The organism is Paenibacillus shenyangensis, assembly GCF_000346635.1.
Lineage (GTDB): Bacteria > Bacillota > Bacilli > Paenibacillales > Paenibacillaceae > Saccharibacillus > Saccharibacillus dauci.
Window position 1 is genome coordinate 139,337 of the sequence record NZ_AOIG01000018.1, and the last position, 17,524, is coordinate 156,860.

Annotated in this window: 18 protein-coding genes; 9 read left to right on the forward strand and 9 right to left on the reverse strand. The window is 48.3% G+C overall.

The genetic code is table 11. From position 1 onward, the window contains the following. The first annotated feature begins 13 nt into the window (after window positions 1-13). The 4 genes from H065_RS0115635 to H065_RS26080 all read left to right on the forward strand — a co-directional run bounded on the left by H065_RS0115635 (window position 14) and on the right by H065_RS26080 (window position 3,596). Window positions 14-937: an EamA family transporter gene (locus H065_RS0115635; protein WP_238557970.1), complete on the forward strand. Its 924-nt coding sequence runs from the start codon at window positions 14-16 to the stop codon at window positions 935-937. A gap of 243 nt (window positions 938-1,180) precedes the next feature. After that, the gene (locus H065_RS0115640) at window positions 1,181-2,287 is read left to right on the forward strand and encodes an FAD-dependent monooxygenase (RefSeq protein ID WP_017814025.1); all 1,107 of its coding nucleotides are present in this window, start codon (window positions 1,181-1,183) and stop codon (window positions 2,285-2,287) included. Window positions 2,288-2,356: 69 nt separating this feature from the next. Continuing rightward, the gene (locus H065_RS0115645; protein ID WP_017814026.1) at window positions 2,357-3,130 is read left to right on the forward strand and encodes a GTP cyclohydrolase II; all 774 of its coding nucleotides are present in this window, start codon (window positions 2,357-2,359) and stop codon (window positions 3,128-3,130) included. 274 nt (window positions 3,131-3,404) lie between these two features. Further along, complete coding sequence (locus H065_RS26080; protein WP_017814027.1) at window positions 3,405-3,596, forward strand: aspartyl-phosphate phosphatase Spo0E family protein; 192 nt, start codon at window positions 3,405-3,407, stop codon at window positions 3,594-3,596. A 263-nt stretch (window positions 3,597-3,859) separates the two neighbouring features. Here H065_RS26080 and H065_RS0115655 read toward each other — a convergent pair whose 3' ends face one another. The 3 genes from H065_RS0115655 to H065_RS0115665 form a co-directional block, all read right to left on the reverse strand. Then, window positions 3,860-4,690 carry an aldo/keto reductase gene (locus H065_RS0115655; RefSeq protein ID WP_017814028.1) on the reverse strand — a complete coding sequence of 277 codons (831 nt, stop codon included), beginning with the start codon at window positions 4,688-4,690 and terminating at the stop codon, window positions 3,860-3,862. Between the two features lie 63 nt (window positions 4,691-4,753). Continuing rightward, on the reverse strand, window positions 4,754-6,004 hold the full coding sequence (locus H065_RS0115660) for a CynX/NimT family MFS transporter (protein ID WP_017814029.1): 1,251 nt from the start codon (window positions 6,002-6,004) through the stop codon (window positions 4,754-4,756). Between the two features lie 3 nt (window positions 6,005-6,007). Next, entirely contained in the window at window positions 6,008-6,688 is a 681-nt protein-coding gene (locus H065_RS0115665) for a FadR/GntR family transcriptional regulator (RefSeq protein WP_017814030.1), read from the reverse strand. Between the two features lie 972 nt (window positions 6,689-7,660). Here H065_RS0115665 and H065_RS28470 point away from each other — a divergent pair. Then, window positions 7,661-9,190: a DUF6359 domain-containing protein gene (locus H065_RS28470; protein ID WP_407944397.1), complete on the forward strand. Its 1,530-nt coding sequence runs from the start codon at window positions 7,661-7,663 to the stop codon at window positions 9,188-9,190. 249 nt (window positions 9,191-9,439) lie between these two features. On the opposite strand, the gene H065_RS0115675 is transcribed toward H065_RS28470, so the two are convergent. The 4 genes from H065_RS0115675 to H065_RS27070 form a co-directional block, all read right to left on the reverse strand. Next, window positions 9,440-9,847: a DUF350 domain-containing protein gene (locus tag H065_RS0115675; protein ID WP_036630090.1), complete on the reverse strand. Its 408-nt coding sequence runs from the start codon at window positions 9,845-9,847 to the stop codon at window positions 9,440-9,442. A gap of 123 nt (window positions 9,848-9,970) precedes the next feature. Continuing rightward, window positions 9,971-11,452 (reverse strand): glutathionylspermidine synthase family protein, encoded by a 1,482-nt coding sequence (locus H065_RS0115680; RefSeq protein ID WP_017814033.1) that lies wholly within the window; start codon window positions 11,450-11,452, stop codon window positions 9,971-9,973. Window positions 11,453-11,457: 5 nt separating this feature from the next. After that, window positions 11,458-11,901, reverse strand: a complete 444-nt coding sequence (locus H065_RS0115685; protein ID WP_017814034.1) for a hypothetical protein — start codon at window positions 11,899-11,901, stop codon at window positions 11,458-11,460. Further along, window positions 11,898-12,383 (reverse strand): hypothetical protein, encoded by a 486-nt coding sequence (locus H065_RS27070; protein ID WP_017814035.1) that lies wholly within the window; start codon window positions 12,381-12,383, stop codon window positions 11,898-11,900. Before H065_RS27070 ends, H065_RS0115685 begins: the two co-directional genes overlap by 4 nt. A 368-nt stretch (window positions 12,384-12,751) precedes the next feature. Between H065_RS27070 and H065_RS26085 the strand changes: the two genes are divergently transcribed. Then, window positions 12,752-14,035, forward strand: a complete 1,284-nt coding sequence (locus H065_RS26085) for a putative hexosyltransferase (protein WP_017814036.1) — start codon at window positions 12,752-12,754, stop codon at window positions 14,033-14,035. Between the two features lie 135 nt (window positions 14,036-14,170). Beyond that, on the forward strand, window positions 14,171-15,121 hold the full coding sequence (locus tag H065_RS0115700) for a GNAT family N-acetyltransferase (RefSeq protein ID WP_017814037.1): 951 nt from the start codon (window positions 14,171-14,173) through the stop codon (window positions 15,119-15,121). A 162-nt stretch (window positions 15,122-15,283) separates the two neighbouring features. Here the strand turns inward: H065_RS0115700 and H065_RS0115705 are convergent, their stop codons facing one another. After that, window positions 15,284-15,853 (reverse strand): thymidine kinase, encoded by a 570-nt coding sequence (locus tag H065_RS0115705; protein WP_017814038.1) that lies wholly within the window; start codon window positions 15,851-15,853, stop codon window positions 15,284-15,286. A gap of 89 nt (window positions 15,854-15,942) precedes the next feature. Next, window positions 15,943-16,287 (reverse strand): Hpt domain-containing protein, encoded by a 345-nt coding sequence (locus H065_RS0115710; protein ID WP_017814039.1) that lies wholly within the window; start codon window positions 16,285-16,287, stop codon window positions 15,943-15,945. Between the two features lie 383 nt (window positions 16,288-16,670). On the opposite strand from H065_RS0115710, the gene H065_RS0115715 reads away from it, so the two are divergent. Beyond that, window positions 16,671-17,009, forward strand: a complete 339-nt coding sequence (locus H065_RS0115715; protein ID WP_026136278.1) for a metal-sensitive transcriptional regulator — start codon at window positions 16,671-16,673, stop codon at window positions 17,007-17,009. A 59-nt stretch (window positions 17,010-17,068) separates the two neighbouring features. Beyond that, window positions 17,069-17,281 carry a copper ion binding protein gene (locus tag H065_RS0115720; RefSeq protein WP_026136279.1) on the forward strand — a complete coding sequence of 71 codons (213 nt, stop codon included), beginning with the start codon at window positions 17,069-17,071 and terminating at the stop codon, window positions 17,279-17,281. Window positions 17,282-17,524 lie beyond the last annotated feature (243 nt).

Sequence of the window (17,524 nt, forward strand, 5' to 3'; positions counted from 1 at the left end):
AGTGTTGAAAGGTATGATTTATATTTTACTGGGTGCCTGCAGCTACGGCGTGCTGTCTACCTTTGTAAAATTGGCGTATCATGATGGATTTATCGTCAATGATGTTGTAGGCATACAGATGCTGCTGGGAGCGCTACTGTTGTGGGGATTTCTGCTTATCAGCCGAAGCCGCAAAAAGAACAGTCCACCCCGATACGCCGCTGCCAGCCGAAAACAGGTTTTTCTGTTAATTGTGCTCGGTTCCACTACAGGGCTAACAGGCATGTTCTATTATCTGGCACTGCAGTATATCTCCGCATCGCTGGCGATTGTACTGCTGTTCCAGTTTACCTGGCTGGGCGTACTGGCCGAGGCTATCATCAGTCGCAGACTGCCGGGTGCAGGCAAATTGCTGTCACTGATCCCGCTGCTGATCGGTACACTGAGTGCCACCAATTTGTTGGCAACCGGATTCGGCGGCATTCACTGGCTGGGGTTCCTGTACGGTCTGCTAGCTGCTGTCTCATATACTATCTTTATCCTGCTAAGCGGTAAGGTAGCGGTGCAAGTGAATCCGATATTCAAGACTGCGCTGATGGTGACCGGTGGATTTGTTATCTGTACGATCGTGCTGCCACCGGCATTTCTATTGGATGCCCGGTTGTTTATAGAACTGGCGCTGCGATACGGGCTGGCACTGGCGGTGCTCGGACCGTTTCTGTCCACATTGATGTTCTCCAAGGGAGCACCGTTGACCGGGTCCGGCATGGCCTCTATTCTGGGGGCTGCAGAGCTGCCTACTGCTGTCCTGATGTCGGCGGTAGTGCTTCATGAGCATGTCGGTCTGCCGCATTATATCGGTATGCTGCTGATCGTGCTGGGTATTATTTTCCCTGAGATATGGAAAAGGATATCGCTACGCAGATCACTGCCGTCTCTCAAATCGTCTGACAGGTAACAACAATCCTATACGATATACGCAAAAGCATCTTTTATGGTCATCCAGGATAAATATACCGGTATCCGATCCGATAACTATAAAAGAGGCTTTTTTGTTGTATACAAAAGAAGAAGGATTATAAAAGTTGACAATATACTTTCACTTAAATATAATCTACTTATTAAAAGTAAGTTAACGACCATAAACGTATTTGCTATGACAAATAAAGATACTGAAAAACGTCAGAGAAAGGAGAATCTGATGGATCTGAATACACAGGTCTGTATTGTAGGAGCAGGTCCTGGTGGAGCCTTGCTGGGTTATCTGCTGGCTGCCCGGGGTATATCCGTTATTCTGCTGGAACGTCATGGACATATCGACAAAGAGTTCCGCGGCGAACATCTGAATACAACCGGGGAAGCCATTCTCCGCGAGCATGGATTATATGATCAGGTAGAAGAGGCCGGACTGCTGGAAATGGAGCGTGTAGAATATTTTCAGGAGGGGCAGATCATCAAAAGTATCCTGCCTGGACCGGGGGAGCGGCACACCGGTATTCACGTGCCGCAGAAAAATCTGCTTCAGGTTCTGCTCGGACAATCCTTGAACTTCCCCAACTACCGACTTATGATGGATACAACCGTTACAGAGCTGATCCGGGAATCGACAGAAGGACCGGTGACCGGTGTGCGGGTTCGTCATCACGGCGAAGAGTGGACGATTCATAGCCAGATCGTTATCGGAGCAGACGGCAGATATTCGACGGTACGCAAGCTTGCCGGTATTCAGACAACCATTCTCCGGCATGGATTTGATCTGTTATGGGCACGTATTCCTGCGCCGGATGGCTGGCCGCCTACGGTACGAATGGCTTTGGCACAGGATGCTCAGCTGGCGCTATTTACCCAGTATGGCGGATATATCCAGGTCGGCTGGAATATTCCGCAGGATACGTATCCACAGCTGCGCAAGTCGCCGGTAGATCCATTTGCACAAGCATTAATCGATGCTTTTCCGCAGCTGGAGACTAAGGTGCACAATCATATCCGTTCCTGGGACGATTTTGTACTGCTTAAGGTACAGAGCTGTGTATGCGACAACTGGGCACAGTCGGGAGTGGTTATTATGGGCGACGCTGCCCATACATTCAGCCCAACTGGTGCTATCGGTGTGAATAGCGCGATGCAGGATGCCCATGTACTTGCGCCACTGCTTCTGGAGGCGCTGGAAGCAGAGGATATGAGCGTGGAGCGTCTTCAGGTATTTGAACAGCTGCGCCGACAGGAGACTGCAAATGAACTGGACAGCCAATTTACGAGAGAAGCCGGTTTTCGTGCTCATTTCCCAACCTATCATTCCTCAACCTAAATCATGATCCAATAGACATCTATCGACGTATTTACAAATACAGCATTCCCAATTCCGGAGGTAATCCATATGATCAATCCTAAAATTGCAGCGGCACTCCAGAATCATATTCAAATCGTGCCAAGCGGCGAAAAATCGATTTATCTGGTCGGCCCGATCCGTCTGCCGGTGAACCTGGACGGTGAGACGGTAGTTTTCCAGTGGTACTGCTGGCTGCGCTGTGACAGTATGCCGGGTGCCAACTGTGGCGACCGCAATTACGACCATGCCGCTATTATCGAGATGCTGTCTTCTTCCAATCTGGCAGAAGCCCAGCAGTCGAGTGTACTTGTCTATGGTGATTTCCAGGGTTCACCGGATGCACTGATCCGGATGCACAGCATCTGTCATACCGGCGATATTTTTGGCAGCAAGCGCTGTGACTGCGGTTACCAGCTCAAACAGTCCATGAAAATGATCGCGGCTCACGGATCAGGTGCGCTGTTCTATCTGGCGAACCATGAAGGACGCGGCATCGGTCTGTTCAGCAAAGCGATGGCCTACGTACTGCAGGAGCAGGGGCTGGATACCGTAGAAGCCAATCTGGAACTGGGTTTTGAAGATGATATGCGCAATTATGACGATGCGATTGCGGTACTGAATCAGCTGCGTCAGCTGCCGGTTACACTGATCACCAACAATCCGCGCAAGCTGGACGCACTTCAGCGCTCCGGTGCAGAAGTGAGCGGACGTGTACCGCTGTGGGGCGACATTTCCGAATTCAACGAAAAATATCTGCAGACCAAGGTAGACCGCTCAGGGCATTTTGGCAGTGGACCATTGACTCAGGCTATTATGGATTAACCCTATACAACCGGAAGATTGGTCTGCATCGTTCACAGAACATTCATGCAGCAGAGCTTCCGGTTGTGTTATATTTCTATAAAGTATAAAGAGTATCGTTTAGGTTTATGTCACTTTATAATTTAAAGTGTATATAAATGTGATATGGTAGAAATAGGAATCGTTTGGTAAAATTCGTAGACAGAGCATTAGATGACAGACTGCACAAATAGAGACTAAACAGATAGATCGTTGCAGCTGTTTCTTCAAGACATCGCGGCAGGAGGTGAGTTTCTTGGAAGAGCTTAAATTGATTGAAGCATGCATCGAACAAGAGCGCCGGGAACTTAATGAAATGGTACAATTTTATGACCTTCATGACCACCGCGTATTGGACCAGTCGAGAAGAGTAGACACCATACTTAACCATTACAATCATTTGAAGCAGGCATTATTAGGTACTCGAAGTTCAATCGTAGGGTCATAAGTAATCAAGCAGGGAATATAAGTGGTGGAGTAAATTATACTTATAGCTTGGGATCTAATCGGGAATAAACAGCGCATTATGGATAGGCCTCCGTGTAAACGGGGGCTTTTTTATGTCTATCGGCCAGTAAGAATGGCTAAAAAATGAAAAAGAAAGAGCAAAAATATACATAGAATAAGGGCCACATTAATCAGACCGCAAAAAAAGACACACCGGCATATGCACCGATGTGTCTTTGGTATTGTAGTTGAAGCCAGGAATGATTAGAAGTTAAAGTTGTCCGGATCCGGACCGGTACGCTCGTTTTTGTTGAGCGCGTTCAGTTGATCCACTTCTTCCGCTGTGAGCTGGAAGTCGAAAATGTTCGCGTTATCCACGATACGCTCTTCTTTGACCGAACGGGTCAGTACGACCACGCCTTTGTCGAGTACCCAGCGCAGCAGCACCTGTGCAGGGCTTTTGCCGTATTTCTCGGCAATAGTAGTTACTGCTTCATTGTCGAACAGCTTGCCTTGTGCCAGTGGGGACCATGCTTCGACCTGAATCCCTTTTTGTGCACAATAGTCGAGCAGTTCATTTTGCGTAAGCAGCGGATGGAATTCGATTTGATTGACAGCCGGTACTACTTCCGCGTCTGCCAGCAGATCGTCCAGATGATGCGGCTGGAAGTTACTTACGCCGATGGCACGAATACGGCCTTCTTTGTACAGCTTCTCCATGGCGCGCCAGGAATCTTTGTATTTGCCTTTGACCGGCCAGTGGATCAGGTACAGGTCCAGTACATCCAGACCGAGCTTCTCCATGGTGGAGTCAAATGCAGCCAGAGCGGATTCATAGCCCTGGTCACCATTCCACAGCTTGGACGTAATGAACAGATCTTCACGGGCTACACCCGATTCACGGATGGCTTTACCCACGCTCTCTTCATTCTTATATGCGGCAGCAGTGTCGATAGAGATATAGCCTGCTTTAATAGCAGCCGTGACGGACTTTGTCGCGTCTTCTCCTTCTTCTACCTGCCATACGCCTAGACCGAACCATGGCATTTCGACACCATTGTTCAGTTTTTTGGTGGATCGGATATCAGTAGTCATGATTGAATTCCTCCTCAGTATGCTAAGATCGCTTCTTATAAATCATACCCTATTTCATAGTTATTAATCGATAGCACGTATATTTTTGTCATTTGTCTTCTCCGGATAAATGTATCCGCGGCTGCCAGCACCAAATCCGGTGTACAGCAGACTGGCTGCAGCAGCGACGAGCAGCATCAGTGGAACCGTCCATGTACCAGTCGTATCATGCAGAATACCGAACAGGGTCGGACCGCAGGCCGCCAGCAGATAACCGACAGACTGGGCCATACCGGATACCTCGGTGGCTTCCTCCGGCGTACGGGTGCGCAGATTGAAAAACATCATCGACAGACTAAAGGCTGCCGCTCCGGCAACACCGAGCAGAATCAGGCAAAAGGCAATCCAGCCGATATGTCCACTGCCCATCATAATGCCGAGCAGGGCGATCAGATACAGCACTACGGTTCCGAGCACGAGTACCCGCTGCGTTTTCAGCCGGGCAGCCAGAATCGGAATAATAAAGTTAAACGGCAGCATTGAGAACTGCATCAGAGACAGCATATAACCGGACTGTACACGGCTCATGCCCTGTTCCTGCAGAATATCCGGCAGCCAGGCGATAGATACATAATAGATCATCGATTGCAGACCCATGAAAAAGGTAATTTTCCAGGCAATCGGAGAGCGCCATACACTGTGGCCGGATGCATGCGAACGTGCAGCCAGCTTGGCGACCTTGTTGTGACGAAGCTGCGGGATCCAGCAGAGCATAGACGCCATCGCCAGCACGGTCCAGGTGAGCAGGGAGCCCTGCCAGCCCAGACCAAAATTCACTGCGAGAGGCAGACTGAGCGCCGAGGCAATCGCTGCAAAGACGTTTGTACAGATCGAGTAGACACTTGTCATAATACCGATCCGGTGCGGGAACTCCCGCTTGATCAGACCGGGCAGAATCACATTCAGTACGGCAATCGCAAGCCCGGTCAGGAATGTTCCGGTAATCAGCAGACTGATACCGCCGAACGGACGCATCCAACCGCCTATCACCAGAATGATCATGGCAAAGAAAATAATTTTCTCCATACCATGGCTGCCTGCCAGTTTGGCGACAAACGGAGACAGCAGCGCAAAGGCCAGCAGCGGAATCGTTGTCAGAAAACCGGCCATGGTATTGGATACGGTAAAGTCCTGCCGCATCAATTCCAGCAGCGGGCTAAGACCGGTAATCGGTCCCCGCATATTAATAGATACAAACAGGATACAAAAAACGAGAAAGGCCATATTCCGCATCGATACGGACGAGCCGGGTGTTTCAATAGTTGCCTTGTGCATTGCTTATAAATTCCTTTCGAAAAGAATACCTGTGAAATGAGAAATGTAGTCGTCCACAATGGAGGCCGCCTGATCCGGCTGCTGCTCACGGATTGCCTGGATAAGATCGCAGTGTCCGGTATGGTAGCGATCATTGCTCATCTCGGTTGTACTGAGGATGGACATCTGGATCTGCTCAAATAAATTAGCGTACAGATCGATCAGCAGTCCATTATAAGATGCGGCTACAATCGCCTGATGCAGCTTCATATCCGCTTCCACAAACGCCTCTACATCGCCCGCTTCGGTATGCTGATGACATAAATCCGCATACTGATCCATCGCCTGAAGATCTTCGTCGGTACGCCGCAGACAGGCTAGCCGTACGGCTTCCCGATCCAGTGCATGACGTACCTCCATAATCTCGACCATCGTCGAACGCTGCACACGCTTTTGCAGAACCGAACTGAGTTCACTGCTCGCCGTCACAAAGGTTCCGTCTCCCTGCCGGGTAGAGAGCAGGCCCACATGCACCAACGCCCGTACCGCTTCACGTAACGTATTGCGGCTGACCCCAAACTGCTCCATCAGTTCCGCTTCCCGCGGAATCCGAGTGCCAATCTCCCACTGTCCATCCTTGATCCGCTGTTCAATCTGCGCATACACCTGATCGACCAACGACTTTTTCTCCAATTTGTCAAACAAAACACTCACTCCTAAAGGTAGGATGATTGGTACATTGGCTATTCTATAAGAATCTTCTGCATTACGCAACTTAATTTGGCAGTGGGGGAGGGATTACTCTGGTTTGAAGTTCAGCCGCTGCAGAAAGGAATAAGGGCACGTCCTCCGGTTAAGCCTGGAGATTCTTGAATTGCATATTGGGAATGAGAATCTCCAGGCTTAAATGTCGTCCTTTGCCCTTATTTCCTTTCCTCCGCTCCGTATCGCGATGTGACTATGTCAAAGAGGTAATCCCTTACCAAGGGGGAAGGGAGAATTTAACATTTATAAATGCACTTTGTGGCAATCAGTAATAAGCAACTAATAATTCGTAGATAACAATCAATCAACAAAAACTAACATTCAAAAGCCAATAACTAACTAATAAAAAACCAACAATCAATAGACAACAATTAACAAACAAAAAAATAACAACCATCTGTCCATAAACAATAGCCAGTAACCAATAACTAACAACTAACAATCAGCAGTCAATAACCTACAACCTAATGCCAAACTATAACGCGTCTCTGTACATCTTTCGTCTATAGCCTTGCTTCCCGGCCACTCCCCCTAATAAAAAGGAATTTAAATCTTTTCTGGAATGCGGCGAAGGGAGAGGCGGGCACGTAGCGGAGGGAATGGAATCCTTCTAAAGCCATCCTTTAAGAACGGATATCTACTGCTGAAAGCAGTTATTCCAGATATCCGTTCTTAACAGAGGGCGACAGAAGGATCCATTCCCGCAGCGCTGTAACTATTCTCCACTCCACACCCCACTCCAAATTTAAATTCCTTTTTATTTAATTTTTACATAAAAGAGGAATACGCTAGATAAAAACGAATTATGATAATTAAGAATCAACTGTTGTATCGTTTGACCATTTAGCCAGAGGAGGAACGTATATGCAAAATGCAGTATCCCGAAGGTTTCATCTGATTTTTCTTGCCCTGATGCTGACAGCGGTATCCTTGTTCGGAGGTATGCCTGGTTCCAAAGCAGAAGCAGCAACGACGCTGACTGTCGCACAGGCGATCCAGTCGCAGACAGCAGGTACGATTACAGTTACCGGAGTTGTGGTAGGACATGCGAGTGGTGCACAGACCGCTGATTTCAGCAGTCCATTTGCCAATGACTATAATCTGCTGCTGGCAGACAGCAAAGGTGAGACCAGCAACAGCAAGCTGCTGGATGTACAGATTCCGAGCAGCTTCCGCTCCCAATTTGGACTGCAATCCAATCCGGGGCTGATTGGTCAGACGATTACAGTGACAGGTACAGCGGGTACATACAATAATTATCCCGGTGTAAAAAGCCCGACGTCCATGACAGTAGGCGGTACAACGCCAACCGAGCCAACAGAACCGACACCGGGTACACCGGGCACAGGAACAACATTGCCGGATGGCACAGGCAAAAAAGTGCTGTTCGACAATACGCATGGACAGACTGCCGGAGCGGCAGATTGGGTAATCAACGGCGGATTCTCCGACTTTGCCAGTGGGCTGCGTGCTGTCGGGTTTACCGTGGAATCCCTAGAACGTCCGATTCCTTACACATTTGGCGAGCAGGCGATCACGTATGACAAACTCAAAAATTACGATGTATTTGTTCTGGCTGAACCGAATGTTCCTTTCAAATCGAGCGAACAGGCAGCGATGCTGCAGTATGTCAAAGCAGGCGGCAGTATTTTCTTTATCGGTGACCACTACAATGCCGACCGCAACAAAAACCGCTGGGATGGTTCTGAATCAATGAACGGTTACCGCCGCGGAGCTTACAGCAATCCGGCCAAAGGCATGACTGCAGAAGAAGCAGCTTCTCCAGCAATGCAGGGCGTGAGCAGCTCTGACTGGCTGGGCGCGAACTTCGGTATTCGTTTCCGTTATAACGCGCTGGGCGATGTGAACGCGACAGATATTGCCGCATCCAACCAATCGTTTGGTATCACAGCAGGTGTGAAATCGGTAGCCATGCATGCAGGCTCTACGCTGGCTATTCTCGATCCTAGCAAAGCCAAAGGGATTGTCTACGTACCATCCGGCGTCTCCAAATGGGGTAACGCGGTAGATCAGGGCGTATACAATGGTGGCGGACGCAGTGAAGGTCCGTATGCAGCAATCTCCAAAGTGGGTGCTGGTAAAGCAGCCTTTATCGGGGACTCTTCTCCTGTTGAAGATGCATCACCAAAATATCTGCGTGAAGAGACAGGCGCATCCAAGAAAACCTATGATGGATTCAAAGAAGTGGACGATGCCACACTGCTCGTACAGACAGTGAGATGGCTCGCTAACAAAGAAAGCTACACCAGCTTCAGCAGCGTCAGCGGTCTGACTCTGGACAGCCCGACGCCACTACTGCCAATCGAGACACCTGCTTCTTCTACAGAGCCGCAGGCAGAACCATGGGCAGCTCCGCAAGCAGGCTACAAATGGTATGATCCAAAAACCTACAAAGCCGGTTCTTACGGTGCCGCTTCCTAAGCCCAATCGTCAAGTGGCACATACAGACAACTTGGGATCATCCGGCAGCAAGTACATCGCTGCTATGACTCTTCCTAGGTCGCGTAACGTTTCCAAGCGTTTCTGAGGACAACTGGATACAACAAAACAGCCTCTTTCCCTGTAGATCTACAGAGAAAGAGGCTGTTTGTTATGCGCTAATTTCCTTCATTACTCATCGTATATTGCCTGATATCGTCAGAAGTATATTTGTTGTCGGTAGAGCTGCTTTTACATCAGAAAAGTCCCAATCACAAAGGAAATACCGATGATCAGCGAGCGCAGCAGCTGTGCCATGGCCATATTGCCATTTTTGATCTGTTCGCAGACTTTGGTGCTGGGGGTGATCAAATCAAATATGATGTATACCAGACATAAAATAACGATGCCGACGGCGGACCAGATAATAACATCCAGCCAGTTGCTCGAGTTAATGGATACCAGTCCTACGATAATGCAGAGACCGAGCAATTTGCTGCCCATATACATTCCGGCGGCTTCATTGCCTTCGGCGATCTCCTTGTTATCGTTATAGCGGGTAATCAGACTGAATATGTAATAGCCGACCAGCAGTACGGCGAATAGAATAACCAGTCCAATCCCGACATGCAATAAATCTGTTCCAAAATGTCTCAACATTAACCCTCCTGTAAATGAGATGCTTTTGTGCATCCTGTATGATTTTGCAGTTATGCGGTATTTTAATCAGTTCAATAATCCGGTTTAGTCCATGCAAGGATACCGTTCAATACAGACCGAATATTAATCCTGTACCCTTCCTGGAGCAATGGCTGCTGCGCAGTAGCAGGCCAGATTGTCGGTTACTTTACCACCAATCCGTGGCAGCAGTCCGGCAAAGGTACCACCGATTACAAAAGCTCCAGTTAGTAGATATCCCTCATGCGTACCGGTATCCGTCACTGCCCGAATCGGCTCCATTGGATGCAGCTGCTGATAAATTTTGGGCTGCTGCTCGTAATAGGCAGTAATAGCTTCTGCGGCTAGCCGCTCTTGTTCAGTCACATCAGGATCAGTCTCGGTGTGATCGGCATCCTGAGGATTCTCGGGCACAGCATTGCTGCCAAAGCGCATGTTCGAAGCATTCTGCTCACCGGAACCCTGTAAGCTGGAAGCCCCATTTTCTGCATCTGCTCCGTCTATCGCCAGATCTTTTTCCTGCGGCATCTGCTCTGGCTCAGCCTGCTCGATAAGCCGGGTGCCCTGCCCTTCACGTCCAAAGTACCCTTTGGATACATACGGGATACCACTCTGCCGAAACGGCTCATCCGTGAAATAGGTTGGCAGCAAATACTGGCTGATCCAGCTGCATTCCTCGTCACTGTACAGGGTGAATCCGGCATAATCCTGCATCTGGTCATTGCGCTCATACAGCGACCATAGCGTCGCCATAAATCCTTTGCTCTGTGTAAGAATATGCTGCGCCGGATTGATCAGACCAAGTCTTCCGTCGGCAACGAGCTGCAGCAGATCTTCCCCGACTGCCCGGCCGGTATCTTCTTCCCGATCCTCAACCAGATATTCAAGCGGGTAGAGGCGGTACAGGATTGTAATCTGTTCCTCCTGATAATACAATCCCTGCTCTGGCACGATAGTCAGCTGCTCCAGCGGTACATAGGCGGCATGGATTCCGGCAGCCTGGCATTGTTCCAGCAGATACATCGTATTCATCCGGTCTTCCTCATGCCAGTCATAGCTGGTGAAATAAATCTTCGGTCCGAGACCATGCTTCGAATAATAAGAGAATGCTTCCCGAAACATATGCTGAATCTGTGTATTCATTTTATCCGAAGCGGGCAGCAGTCCGGGTGCATATCGAAGCAGTTCTTGTTCGAGAACAGCAACCTCGGGTACACCACTCGGAGTATCGGTATTATTTTCTATACATTTCAGTTCGCCATCCGGGCTGATAATCCAGTCCAGTCGGGTCAATCCATCCCATGGGATCGACTGCCGTGCTGTATGGGCGAGTAGAGGATGGATGCCCAGCTGCTCGACCAGATACTCGTCTGGCAGATATTCCTGAATAAAATGCAGTGTCTTACGGTATAGATGATCGACCCGCTCGGACCCCAGCCGTAGCTGTTCATATTCATCGGTAGTATAGATTGTCATAGCCGGCAGACAGTACGGCTGTCCATACATGGCATGGTAAGGGATACGACGGGCAATCTCGCCGGTAAACAGTTGTTCCCGGGATAACGGGATAGTGAATGTCTTGCGCATAACCGTTACCCTCCAAAAAAGGAGCTGGACGATCCGCTACTGCCAAAGCCGCTATGCGATCCGGATGAGCTGCTTTTGTGGGAAGAGCTATACCCGCCAAAGAAGTAGGACCCTCCATGGCTGCCACCGCTGTAGTTATCATCGCAGTTGTATGGATTGCCATTCTGGTCATATTGGCAGTAATCGTCATCGTCTCCGCAGCCGGTCAGTGCGACAGGCACGACCAGCATAAGGGAGAACGCCGCCATACGTGCTTTGGAGCCAAGCGTTCGAGCCGGCTTGTCCGTAGAAGGATGCGAGGCAGCAGACATCTCTGCCAGTGTGCCGGTAATCTCCGGCAGCGGTTCGGGCTTGCCTACATGAGCCATGGCAGTGGATGATGGATGCATGGAACGTATTGATGGGTCCGGCAGCTGGGTAGAAGGTTGGTTCTGTGAATTGTTCGTCATCCGTATCTCACCTCACTCAGGAAAAACATGACTTTCTGGCGATCTGCATCCAGTACCGTATAGAGCATATCGTAGGTTACCCCATTCTCTACCCAGTAATGATCCAACAGCCGGCGGGCAATATCCAGTGCAGCCATGGAGTAATCATAGCCGCTGATCCGTTCAAAGCTGTCCCCATTCCATACCCAGTATTCGGGCTGCAGAGAAGAAGGATAATCCTTTTGTCCGGTAATGATGCGGGCGAGACTTTTCTGATACGGATAAGGCAGTTCCTCTGCGAAAGGACGGGCATATACAATATGTTGCCCGGTGTCTTCGGATTCATGGGAGATATGTACCCAGATCCGGTGATTCAGTTTGATAGCGTCTACAAGCTTATGCACAAAAAGCTCATCCGAATTCATGGACGGATACTCGTGAATCCGGCCCAGTTCGCGCTGTTTGTCCTCTGACCATTCTATGTATCGTAGAGGATATTGCATGATGTTCACTCCCTTTTGAATCTTTCATTATCAAGTACACCCATGTTTACGCATTCTGTCATAAAAAGATGCACAATTTCCATTTTCCGATAAAAAGCCCTAGTTGCAAACAGGAAATATTAACCAGACTGATTCTATAGGTGGATCAGGTACAGATGCACCAGCTAATTATACATAAAGAAAGACAGATTACAGCCTTATGACTCACTCTGCACGACAACTGGTTTTCGCTATTACCGCAAGGTTGCAACCTGTACCTTGATCCGCTGTATAATGGACGCAGCAACGTTTCTGGCATGGGTGGTGAACAAGCCCTGCTTTCCTTGGAGGAACGTCTGTCTCTTGTGAATAACAGGGAGGGATGGCAGATGAGAATCAAAGCAATCCGAAATAGAACCGTTCCCGCAGAACCATCTATACAGCGCAACCATAGCAAAGAGATGACCCGGCAGGAATGGTGGGGACTGGCTGTGCTGCTGGTTGCAGGGCTGGGAATACGGATAGGGTACGGTGGACGATACGCCGGTTTTGTAAGCGATCAGGAACTGTTTGTGCAGTGGATGAATCAGGTGAGAGAATATGGACTCGGGAGCGTCTATCTTCATAATAGTGGCATCAATTATCCGCCGCTGTTTCTCTGGCTGCTTAGCGGATATGGAGCACTGATGCAGCTGCTGGGCATCACTGTAGACCCTGGGTCACTCTCTTATAAAAGTATTCTGATCGTGCTGGATATGCTGGCGCTGGCAGTAGTAACAGGGTGGTCGGCAGGAAACGCGGATAAACGTCTTCGCTGGCTTGCCTTAACAGCGTTTGCGCTGAATCCGGTATTGATCGTCAATAGTGCAGTTTGGGGACAGGTGGATATTCTGAATGGTATGCTGATGGCCGGTTCGCTTGTCCTGCTGCTTCTGTCTCCGCTGGGAGCAGGTATTCTGTTTGCACTGGCACTATTGACCAAGCTGCAGTCGATTATTATTGCGCCGGTGCTGGGTATGTATGTGCTGCGCGAGCTGCGGAACAGACGATTGCTTCCGCTGCTGTGGATCGTTATCGGCGTATGTATTCCTTTTGTTGTGACGAGCCTGTATTTTGCCAGTTACGGCGGCATGCAAGCGATGATCCGGGCAGCCTATCTGAGTGCAGTCGGTATGTATACCCAGGTCACGATGAATGCACTGAATATCTGGTATTACCTGGTCGGCACTGCACCGGATACGAGCGACACTGTGCAGTTAGTAGGAATTCTCTCGCTGCGCAGCATCGGATTTGTGTTACTGCTGCTGGCTGTTCTCTATGCAGGTGTGTATTTGTGGAAGCTGCGCACGATAACTACCGCAACGCTGCTCAAAGCAGGTGTATGGGTATCTTTTGCCTTTTTTATGCTGCCGACAGAGATTCACGAACGGTATAGCATTCCTGCACTGATCCTGCTGCTCTTCACCGCCATGCTGGATCGGAAGTGGATTGGCCTGGCAGCTCTGCTCAGTCTGACAATCACCTATAATCTGTGGCAGGTCGTAAACAGCCAGCTGGAGGCAACCGGGGGCATGTTCGTCGCCGGTCTGCATGTGATTGCACTGATATGGATGGCGATGCTTATGCTACTGGAACTGCGTCATAATAGAAATAATGCCAAACTACACTTTTAAAAATGGGAGAGTCATTCCCCCCATTGGTATAGGAGAAATAAATATGCCGCACAGTAGAGCAGACAATTGGATTTCTAAAAAGAAGCTTTACTGTGCGACAGTTTAATTTTAATCGGGAAAGGAGGCAAATTATTCATGAGACAAGTGAAAGCTGGTACATTGGAACGAGTCCCGGCAATGGCTCGACTGATCAGCGAACTGAATGCCGATCCGGCTCACCATGTGGGTTACTGTGGAACAGAGGCAGAAGAGATCGAACATTCCATCCAAGAAGAATTTGGGGAATATGAATTGGATCAGTATGTCACGCTTCTGTATGAGCATGAAGAGCTGATCGGACTGCTGCTGCTCGATGCCGATGAAGAAGAAGGACAGGCTGAACTCTGGGGACCTTTTATCATAAAAGGTGATTGGGGTGAATGGCAGACTGCTGCCGATCAATTATGGGCAGCATCTCTCGCTAAATTATCCCCTTCTATTCAGAAGATTGCCGGATTCTATCATATACATAATCATCATGCTCTTGCCTGGATGGAGACCAAACAAGCTGTAAAACAAGGACAACATACTATATTGAAGCTGGAAGAATTGTCCGGACAGCAGCTCGTTATCGACCAAATAGATAACCAGAAGCTAAAGATTGTTGATATCGGAGAAATAATGAGTAGTTCTTCCGAGCTGCCCATACCAGCTGAGCTGGACGCTATTCTCTCTTCATTCCGTAGTCTGCATAACGAATGTTTCCCATCCACTTATTATGATTCTGGGGCCATTTTGAGCCGACTGGCTGAAGACCGCTTGTTTATATGCTTGTACGCAAATGAGCTTGCTGGTTATGTCTATCTGGAGGGAAGTCGTGCATTTCGGGAAGGACAAATTGAATACATTGCGGTAAGACCAGATCGTCGGGGCCACCGAATTGGATTATACCTGCTTCATCATGCTTTGCAGCATCTATTTGGATCTATCAAGGTTAAGGAAGTCTCTCTCTGCGTCAATAACAATAATCCTGTAGCGATAAGTCTATATCACAAAGCTGGATTCCATACAGCAAGCGAATTGCAGTATATCAGCCTGCATCGCTAATTAGTAATAAAGACATCAAAATACTACCAAATAAAGAATAGGCTGACGTCACGCACCGATTACCGTGCAAACGTCAGCCTATTCCTACCTGCATCCTCCTGTCCTGTACTGACAAGCTTCTGTAGGCGGTCTTATTCTATCCTATACTTCCATCCGAAGCATTTAAATGGGTGGATTGTTGTAACACTTGCGGCACACCGGATAGTAACTTTCGTTGCCGCCAATCTGGATCTGTTCTCCCGTATATACCGGGTGCCCGTCTTTCATGCGCAGATTCATAGTGGCTTTGCGTTCGCAGAACCAGCAGATCGTCTTCATTTCCTCAATCTTGTCCGCATACAGCAGCATATACTTGCTGCCTTCGAACAGATGATTCTGAAAATCATTTTTCAGTCCAAACCCCATGACCGGGATATTTAGTTCGTCCACGATACCGACCAGCTGCAGCACCGCTTCCTTTTTGAGGAATTGGCATTCATCGATCAGTACACAGGAAGGCTTGGGAGTATAATTCTGGACAATTGTATAGATGTCCGTATCTTCATGAATAGCAATAGCCTGACGACGTACACCGATCCGGGAGGAGACGTAACCCATCTCATCGCGCGTATCCAGCGCCGAGGTGAAGATCAGGACATGCTTGTTTTGCTCTTCGTAGTTATGGGCAACCTTGAGAATCTCGATCGACTTGCCGCTGTTCATTGCGCCATATTTAAAAAATAACTGTGCCAATGGGAAAAAAGCCCCTTTCTCAGTATCATTTGCTCTGTCAGCCTGATCTATTGTAACAGGAAATACTGCAGAGACCAATGCTGTACTGATCAGATAGAGGCTTGTTTAAGCAGATATTCCAGTGCCGTCACCAGACGATGCAGATGCTCGATCTCGTCTGGCGTACAGTCGCGCGGAGGCTCCTGTAGCACAATCATCAGAATATCTCCGCATACCGTATCCATCTCTTTGTAGGAGAAAAGCAGCGCCAGTCCTTTGATGGCATGCGCGTGACGATGAATAGCATACTGGAGTCCGGATATACCGGCTTGGGAAGAATCTTTATAATAGTCATGAAAAAGGGTGCGCAAATCAGCCATTTTCAGTTCGGCGTCCTCGAGAAAACGAATACGGGTCTGTTCCATCATTCGCTCATAGCGATCTGCTTTGGACATAGGAGTTCCCTTCTTCCATGATAGGTGTACACGATATGCATCGTAATCCTGAAGCATTTCAGCCCTAAGGCAATCAAAATGGAGAAATATCAATCTGAAAATAGGTGCATATACGGTGATATGCAATACTTCTCGCAAATTCCAAATATAGTAAATGGTCAATCCTCATTTTATCATAATTATAGAGGGTTCGTGAATTGAAGAGAATGGTAAATACATCAAATTTTAATTAATTTATAAGAAAAAAATGAATTTTGAATTAGTAGTTGAATACCCCCATAGGGTATGTTAGGATGGATTAACAAGATTATTTATTCTTGCTGTCTGTTAGCTGGATACAAGTGGGAAATAACAGAGGAGGCCATGCGATGGAAGAAACAGGAATGATCCGGGAAGGACATCAACAGGATACAGCGCTGGCAGATCATACGGAGTGCAGCAGCACCCGGCGCAGTCATCATTCCGACGAGATGAAGACCAACATGGTTCGCCGTCTTAACCGGGTCGAAGGACAGATTCGCGGCATCAAGGGCATGATCGAGAAAGATACGTATTGCGATGATGTGCTGAATCAGATTGCAGCTGCCCAGTCCGCCCTGAATTCAGTCGGTCGCCTGCTGCTGGAAGGTCATATGAAGAGCTGTGTAGTCGAACGTATTGAAGCTGGCGAGAATGAAGTGATTGACGAGCTGCTGATTACGATTAATAAATTATTGAAATAACATCCATTCCAAATGGATGAAGAACCTATACATTTTAAGGAGGAATACCCATGACACAAATGACACAGGTTACTCTCGAAGTAGAAGGCATGTCCTGCCAGCACTGCGTAAAATCCGTAGAAGGTGCACTTGCAGAGATTGGTGCCAATGGCAAAGTGAATCTGGAAGCCAAATCTGTAGATATCGAGTACGATGCGCAGCAGCTGGATGTTGTGAAATTGACAGAAGCGATTGAAGAACAAGGATATGATGTAGTCTCCGCTGGAGCCTAAGGCATCTACCGATTGAATAATCTATCGCAGCAGGATTGTTGATTCCATACGTATGGATCAAGGGTTACTTTACAGTCCGGTATCCGTTTTGCAGATAACCATGCAGGATAGCGGACTGGACTCGATAGATAGGTGCTAACCGTAATTATTCAAAAGTAAACCACAGACACCAATTCCAATTGGCAGATTGTATACCGATCATTGGATAGTCCAGCAACAAAGCCCAAATGGGCTTTTATTTAG

Excerpts from the sequence above, each read along its gene's own strand:
- H065_RS0115635 (WP_238557970.1), top strand. The coding sequence starts at position 14 with ATGATTTATATTTTACTGGGTGCCTGCAGCTACGGCGTGCTGTCTACC.
- H065_RS0115640 (WP_017814025.1), top strand. The coding sequence starts at position 1,181 with ATGGATCTGAATACACAGGTCTGTATTGTAGGAGCAGGTCCTGGTGGA.
- H065_RS0115645 (WP_017814026.1), top strand. The coding sequence starts at position 2,357 with ATGATCAATCCTAAAATTGCAGCGGCACTCCAGAATCATATTCAAATC.
- H065_RS0115655 (WP_017814028.1), bottom strand. The coding sequence starts at position 4,690 with ATGACTACTGATATCCGATCCACCAAAAAACTGAACAATGGTGTCGAA.
- H065_RS0115660 (WP_017814029.1), bottom strand. The coding sequence starts at position 6,004 with ATGCACAAGGCAACTATTGAAACACCCGGCTCGTCCGTATCGATGCGG.
- H065_RS28470 (WP_407944397.1), top strand. The coding sequence starts at position 7,661 with ATGCTGACAGCGGTATCCTTGTTCGGAGGTATGCCTGGTTCCAAAGCA.
- H065_RS0115675 (WP_036630090.1), bottom strand. The coding sequence starts at position 9,847 with ATGTTGAGACATTTTGGAACAGATTTATTGCATGTCGGGATTGGACTG.
- H065_RS0115680 (WP_017814033.1), bottom strand. The coding sequence starts at position 11,452 with ATGCGCAAGACATTCACTATCCCGTTATCCCGGGAACAACTGTTTACC.
- H065_RS0115685 (WP_017814034.1), bottom strand. The coding sequence starts at position 11,901 with ATGACGAACAATTCACAGAACCAACCTTCTACCCAGCTGCCGGACCCA.
- H065_RS27070 (WP_017814035.1), bottom strand. The coding sequence starts at position 12,383 with ATGCAATATCCTCTACGATACATAGAATGGTCAGAGGACAAACAGCGC.
- H065_RS26085 (WP_017814036.1), top strand. The coding sequence starts at position 12,752 with ATGAGAATCAAAGCAATCCGAAATAGAACCGTTCCCGCAGAACCATCT.
- H065_RS0115700 (WP_017814037.1), top strand. The coding sequence starts at position 14,171 with ATGAGACAAGTGAAAGCTGGTACATTGGAACGAGTCCCGGCAATGGCT.
- H065_RS0115710 (WP_017814039.1), bottom strand. The coding sequence starts at position 16,287 with ATGTCCAAAGCAGATCGCTATGAGCGAATGATGGAACAGACCCGTATT.
- H065_RS0115715 (WP_026136278.1), top strand. The coding sequence starts at position 16,671 with ATGATCCGGGAAGGACATCAACAGGATACAGCGCTGGCAGATCATACG.
- H065_RS0115720 (WP_026136279.1), top strand. The coding sequence starts at position 17,069 with ATGACACAGGTTACTCTCGAAGTAGAAGGCATGTCCTGCCAGCACTGC.